The following is a 5,757-nucleotide window of genomic DNA, read 5'->3' on the forward strand; positions in this document are numbered from 1 at the left end:
ATGAACGGTGGCAAAGATGATGAAACTAAGCCAGATCCAACACCAGCACAGAAATCAAAAACAGGAGGCGTTCAACGCATGAAGACCATTGTTAAAAATGACGAAAATGAAAAAGAAGCTCGAGGATTAATTGATTTTATTAATTCAAAAGGTGAAAATCGTGCTGGAATTACCACTGCTGATATTGGTGCAATTATCCCAAAGCAAATCATTTATGAAGCACAAGATGAAATTGAAACTCAATACGATTTAACTAAATTTGTTGATGTAATCAAGGTTAGCAATCCTGGTGGAACTTGGAATGTTGCCAAAAAGGTAGACGAATCATTACACACGGTTGAAGAGTTAGCAGCTAATCCAGAATTAAAGAATCCTGAATTACTAACTATTAATTGGGCTGTTCAAACCTATCGTGGTGCAATTGAAAATTCTAATGAGGCTATCCAAGACGCTGCTGAACTGAAGCGCTTGTTGCAAAAAACATTAGATTCTGTTGTTTTAAACACTAAGAATCGATTAGTTGTGACATCTCTTAAAGAAGCCCCAGCAAAAACAGCACCTTCTGTTGACGATATCAAGCATATTATTAATGTTGATTTGGATCCGGCCTACAACAAGGTAGTCATCACATCACAATCTGGTTATAACTATCTTGATACTTTGAAAGACAATGATGGTCGTTACTTATTGCAACCTGATGTTACAGCAACTTCTGGCAAGCGTTTATTAGGTTTAGATGTCGCTGTTGTTGCCGATAATTTATTAGGTGAAAAAGCTGGTGATCAAGTAGCGTTTATTGGAGATGCCAAACGATTCACTAAGTTCTTTGATCGTGACCAGGTACAACTTGGATGGGCTACTAATGACAATTTCGCACAAAAGTTACTAGCTGCCATTCGTGCTGATGTTAAGACCGCTGATACTGCCGCTGGTTACTTAGTAACTCTTGGTGCAGTAGACGAAACACCAAAAGCTTAAATAGGAGGTAATTTAAATGACTTACAAAGTATTGGTTAAATTCAAAGACAAGAAAACTAAGAAAATTTATGAAATTGGTGACAAGTATCCTGCCAATTCTGCAAAGGCACGATTAGAAGAATTACTATCTACTGATAATAATTTGAAACAACCAGTGATCGAAAAAATCGAAAAGTAGGTGGTTAAATGGACGAATTAGCCTTGTTAAAAGCTAATCTAGGCATTAACTCCGAATTACGTGACACGTATTTAGAATCGATTATCAAGAGCGTTAAAAATGAACTGATTAGCGAAAAAGGAATCGACTACGAGCCTGATAATCCTACACATCTGATGTTCATGGTTGACTATGCAGCATGGCGTTTCAGAAATCGCGGAGAAGGTGCTATGCCACGTAATCTCCAGTACCGCTTGCATAATCTGATTATCCATAATGGCGGTGATTCTAATGTTTGATTGGGACATTGACATTACGTTGGTTGGCAAGAGTTATCATACCGATAAATATGGTAACCAAGAAGCAGAGCCAACAGAGACGATTGTTCAAGCGTCAGAACAGAAGATTAATAAGTATGAATTCTATCAAGCGGCTCAAGCTAATATCAGGCCCTCACGCATGTTTGTGGTGCATTCATTTGAATATAGTAATGAGCAAACAATAATTGCTGATGGACAAAGCTATTCTGTTATCCGAACGTATCCGCTGAATGATGACGAGCTTGAGGTCTACGTTGAACAGAAGGTGGGTGATCAGAACGGCAAGCGAAATTAATTTAGCTTCAATATTAGATGGTTACTCAAAAGAAATTCGGCAAGAATTGGATAGAGTTAAAGACGAAGTTGCAAAAGATGCTGCAAACGAGCTCAAGCGAACTTCGCCAAAAGACACTGGCAGGTATGCTAAGTCGTGGGCCGTGCAAAAACAGGGTAAGGCTGACGTTGTATACAATCGTGGTCACGGACAATTAACCCACTTGCTGGAAAACGGTCATGCTTTGCGAAATGGCGGTCGCTCAAAGGCAATCCCACACATTGCACCCGTTGATGAACAAGTGAAAAAGAAATTAGAAACTGAGTTAAAGAAGGCGATTGAAGGTGCTGGCTGAATTAATTGCAATGCTTAAGCTATTAGGATTGCCAGTGACTTATAATCACTGGAATCCGGGACAAGTTCCACAACTACCATATTTGGTGGTAACTGAAATTGCTCCAGCTGACTTAATAGCTGATGGAGTTCGCTATTACAAAACAAAAAATTTTAATATCGAATATTATTTCGAAAATAAAGACCCGGATCTTGAAACTAAGATCGAGTCTTTTTTTGAACATGAAGATATTGGATATTTGCCGTTCGAAGATATTTGGATAGCAGAAGAAAAATTCTACGAAAAAATTTATGAAATCAATTTAGGAGAGTGAAAACATGGCTGTTGAAAACAAAGTCCAATTTGGACTTAAAAACGTGCATATTGCTGTTGCAACAGATACTGGGACAGCATTAACGTATGAAAATTATTGGGCACAACGAGGTGCTGTTGAAATTAGTTTAGATCCAGCTGGTGAATCAAATGCATTCTATGCTGATGATACCGATTATTTTGACGCTATCTCTAATCAGGGATATGAAGGCAAATTAACGGTTGCACTGCTTAGTGATACATTCCGGCAGAAAGTATTGGGAGACACTCTGGATGTCAATGGGTTACTAGTCGAGTCCAATCAAAACAAGCAACACAATTTTGCCATGGCATTTGAGTTTGACGGTGATCAAACACAAACGCGTCATGTGTTATATAACGTATCAGCTACTCGTCCATCTATGAGTGGTAAGACAAAAGAAGATAAGACTGAACCAGATACGCAAGAACTAGAATTTACTGCTGCACCCAATCCGTACACCGGTAATACAAAATCAAAAACTACTGCTACTACACCTAAGGAAATCTTTAACGCTTGGTATGATAAAGTCCAAGAACCTGGCGATCCAGTAACTGAAACTCCAGAAGTTTAGTAAAAAATAGTCGCCATTTAAATACACAATACTTAACGGGGCGGCAATTATGAGGTGAATTAAATTGGAAAAAACTATTAATCTTGGTGATAAACAAGTCAAATTGCGAAGCACCGCCGCAACACCTATTTTTTATAAGAATCAATTCAAGCATGACTTTTTTGGCGATATGTTAAAACTGGCTACTGGTTTAGATGGTCTAAACACAAATGATGATGGAGAGGTTGATGTTGATAAACTTGATCCTAAGGTAGTTGATAACTTTGATATCAGCACGCTATACAATTTTATCTGGGTACTTGCAAAAGGAGCTGATAAAAAGATTGGTGAACCTTTGGATTTCTTCGAACAATATGAATCATTGGATATTAGTGAGTTATTCCCACAAATCCAAGATTTACTATTCAGTTCCATTCAGACAACAAAAAAATCGACAGCGCCGATCAATCAAAAGAACTGATCGACAGTGATTCGTTCCTATACATTTGTAAAACTATGGGATTTTCAGTGGACGAGTTAGGGACCATGTCAATTGGTCAGGCGCTAGATTACATGGCTGAATATGTAGCTAATAAAACAAAAGAACAAGGCGAAAAAACCAGTGATACAAGCGTAAACCGTCAGGCAACACAAGCTGATTTTAACGCCTTTTAATTTGCCTAAAAATAAGAAAGGAGGGAAAATATGGCAGGCAATATTAAGGGTATTACGATTGAAATTGATGGTAATACAACCAAACTTGATCGTGCTTTAAAGAGCACCGAATCAAATACCAAATCAGTCAATATGGAGCTTAAACAAGTTAACAGCTTGCTGAAACTTAATCCAGGCAATACAGATTTGATTGCTCAAAAGCAAGCTCTGTTGGCCAAACAGGTTCAGAATACCAGCGATAAACTTCAAACTCTAAAATCGGCACAAGCACAGGTTGAAGCTCAATTTGCGTCTGGTGATCTAGGTGAAGATGAATACCGCGCGTTCCAACGTGAAGTTGTGGCCACTGAAGGGAAACTTAAATCCTATCAGGGTCAATTAAGCGCGTCTAAATCTGCTCAATCTAATTACGCTAACAGTGTTAATCAGTTGCAAACATTATTCAAAGCAACCGGTACGAGCGTGGAGAGTTTCAGAAGTGTGCTTGGTGATAAGCTAACCAACGCCATTAAAAATGGAACGGCTTCTAGCAAACAATTAGACAGTGCGTTTAAGCAGGTTGCTGAACAATCTGGTGTGGCCAAATCTGATATTAGTAAATTAGCTAGCGCCATGGGTAAATTTGACGGTACCCCTGCAGGCTTAAAACAAACTACTGCAGAGCTGGATAAATTGTCGCAGAAGTCTGAAACATCATCACGCACATTTGGATCATTCAAAGAAAAACTATCACTTGGTGCCGTTGCAGGTGCTGCTTCTAGTGCTGTTCAATCAGTAACGGGTGGTTTGGGTGATTTAGTTCAACAAGGTGTTGAAGCTAGTGATTCGATGGATAAATTTAAATCCACAATGAAGTTTGCGGGTTTGGGTGATGCAGAGATTAACAAAGCTAGTGCAGCCGTTAAAACATATGCTGATCAGACAGTTTATGAATTGGGTGATGTATCGAATATGACCGCCCAATTAGCTGCTAATGGAATTAAGGACTATACAGGATTGACACAAGCAGCTGGTAACTTAAACGCTGTTGCTGGTGGCAATGCTGATACCTTTAAATCAGTTGGTATGGTCATGACTCAAACAGCTGGCGCAGGTAAATTAACCACTGAAAACTGGAACCAATTAGCTGATGCTATTCCTGGTGCTTCTGGGAAATTGCAGGAAGCCATGAAGAAGAATGGCGCTTATACTGGCAATTTTCGAGACGCTATGGAAAAAGGCGAAATTAGTTCTGATGAATTCAACAAAGCAGTTAAACAGTTAGGTATGAATGATGGTGCTGTTAAGGCTGCAAAATCAACAAGCACATTTGAAGGTGCAATCGGTAATCTGCAAGCGAATGTTGTTAGTGGAATACAAGATATTATCAATTCCATTGGTAAGGCTAATTTGACTCAAATGATTAGTACCCTTTCTAATGGCGTTGTTGGTGCTTTAAAAATTTTGGTTGGTGTACTAAAAACCGTCTCGGAACATCAAGATGTATTTAAAGTTCTGGCCGCTGCTGTCGGGACTTTTTTCTTGGCATTCAAAGGAATGACAATGGTCACCAGTGCGGTCAAAGGTTTTAAGGAATTTGGAACTGTAATGAAAGACGCAACCGGATTGATGTCTTTTGGTCCATGGGGAATTGTTATAGCTGCAGTCGCGGCATTAGTGGCAGCGCTAGTGGTGTTCTTCACCAAAACAAAAGCAGGTCAGACTATTTGGAAAGGATTTGTCGATTTTCTAAAAAACGCCTGGAATGCAATAAAGGATACTGCCAGCACAGTATTTAATGCGATTGGTGATACGATATCTACAGTATTTAACGCGATTGGGACTGTAATTACTACGGTCTGGACAGCAATCACAACAACACTATCAACAATCTGGAACGGCATAGTGGCAATAGCATCACCGATATTTAACACGATTAAAAATGTGATCACACTAGTTTTCCTAACAATTCAATCAGTGATCCAAGGTGTGTGGACAGTGATTACTAGTGTCCTTTCAGTTGTATGGAATGGGATTGTTGCATTAGCACAAGCGGTATGGACACCATTAGCAGCATTCTTTTCTAGCGTATGGAATGGAATTAAGACTGTAGTTACAACGGTTTGGAATGCAAT

At 39.1% G+C, this 5,757-nt stretch carries 10 protein-coding genes; all 10 read left to right on the forward strand.

What is annotated here, in order from left to right; translation table 11 throughout:
* Positions 1–978 (forward strand): phage major capsid protein (locus FFM51_RS08510; RefSeq protein WP_137598195.1); only part of this gene is annotated, 978 nt, incomplete at its 5' end.
* Between the two features lie 16 nt (positions 979–994).
* Positions 995–1,156, forward strand: coding sequence for a termination factor Rho (locus FFM51_RS08515; protein WP_137598196.1), 162 nt, complete (start codon positions 995–997; stop codon positions 1,154–1,156).
* Between the two features lie 8 nt (positions 1,157–1,164).
* Positions 1,165–1,434, forward strand: a complete 270-nt coding sequence (locus FFM51_RS08520) for a phage head-tail connector protein (protein WP_137598197.1) — start codon at positions 1,165–1,167, stop codon at positions 1,432–1,434.
* Positions 1,427–1,750, forward strand: a complete 324-nt coding sequence (locus tag FFM51_RS08525; protein WP_170999606.1) for a phage head closure protein — start codon at positions 1,427–1,429, stop codon at positions 1,748–1,750. Before FFM51_RS08520 ends, FFM51_RS08525 begins: the two co-directional genes overlap by 8 nt.
* The gene (locus tag FFM51_RS08530) at positions 1,725–2,084 is read left to right on the forward strand and encodes an HK97 gp10 family phage protein (RefSeq protein ID WP_223875922.1); all 360 of its coding nucleotides are present in this window, start codon (positions 1,725–1,727) and stop codon (positions 2,082–2,084) included. The genes FFM51_RS08525 and FFM51_RS08530 overlap by 26 nt, the downstream gene beginning before the upstream one ends.
* Positions 2,074–2,397: a hypothetical protein gene (locus FFM51_RS08535; protein ID WP_137598199.1), complete on the forward strand. Its 324-nt coding sequence runs from the start codon at positions 2,074–2,076 to the stop codon at positions 2,395–2,397. The genes FFM51_RS08530 and FFM51_RS08535 overlap by 11 nt, the downstream gene beginning before the upstream one ends.
* Positions 2,398–2,401: 4 nt before the next feature.
* On the forward strand, positions 2,402–2,989 hold the full coding sequence (locus FFM51_RS08540) for a major tail protein (protein ID WP_137598200.1): 588 nt from the start codon (positions 2,402–2,404) through the stop codon (positions 2,987–2,989).
* Between the two features lie 64 nt (positions 2,990–3,053).
* The gene (locus FFM51_RS08545) at positions 3,054–3,449 is read left to right on the forward strand and encodes a hypothetical protein (protein WP_137598201.1); all 396 of its coding nucleotides are present in this window, start codon (positions 3,054–3,056) and stop codon (positions 3,447–3,449) included.
* A gap of 47 nt (positions 3,450–3,496) precedes the next feature.
* Complete coding sequence (locus tag FFM51_RS08845; RefSeq protein WP_170999607.1) at positions 3,497–3,643, forward strand: hypothetical protein; 147 nt, start codon at positions 3,497–3,499, stop codon at positions 3,641–3,643.
* 30 nt (positions 3,644–3,673) lie between these two features.
* A partial coding sequence (locus FFM51_RS08550; RefSeq protein ID WP_223875923.1) for a tape measure protein occupies positions 3,674–5,757 on the forward strand: 2,084 nt, incomplete at its 3' end.

Source organism: Paucilactobacillus kaifaensis (genome assembly GCF_005405145.1).
In the GTDB taxonomy this organism is placed as follows: domain Bacteria; phylum Bacillota; class Bacilli; order Lactobacillales; family Lactobacillaceae; genus Paucilactobacillus; species Paucilactobacillus kaifaensis.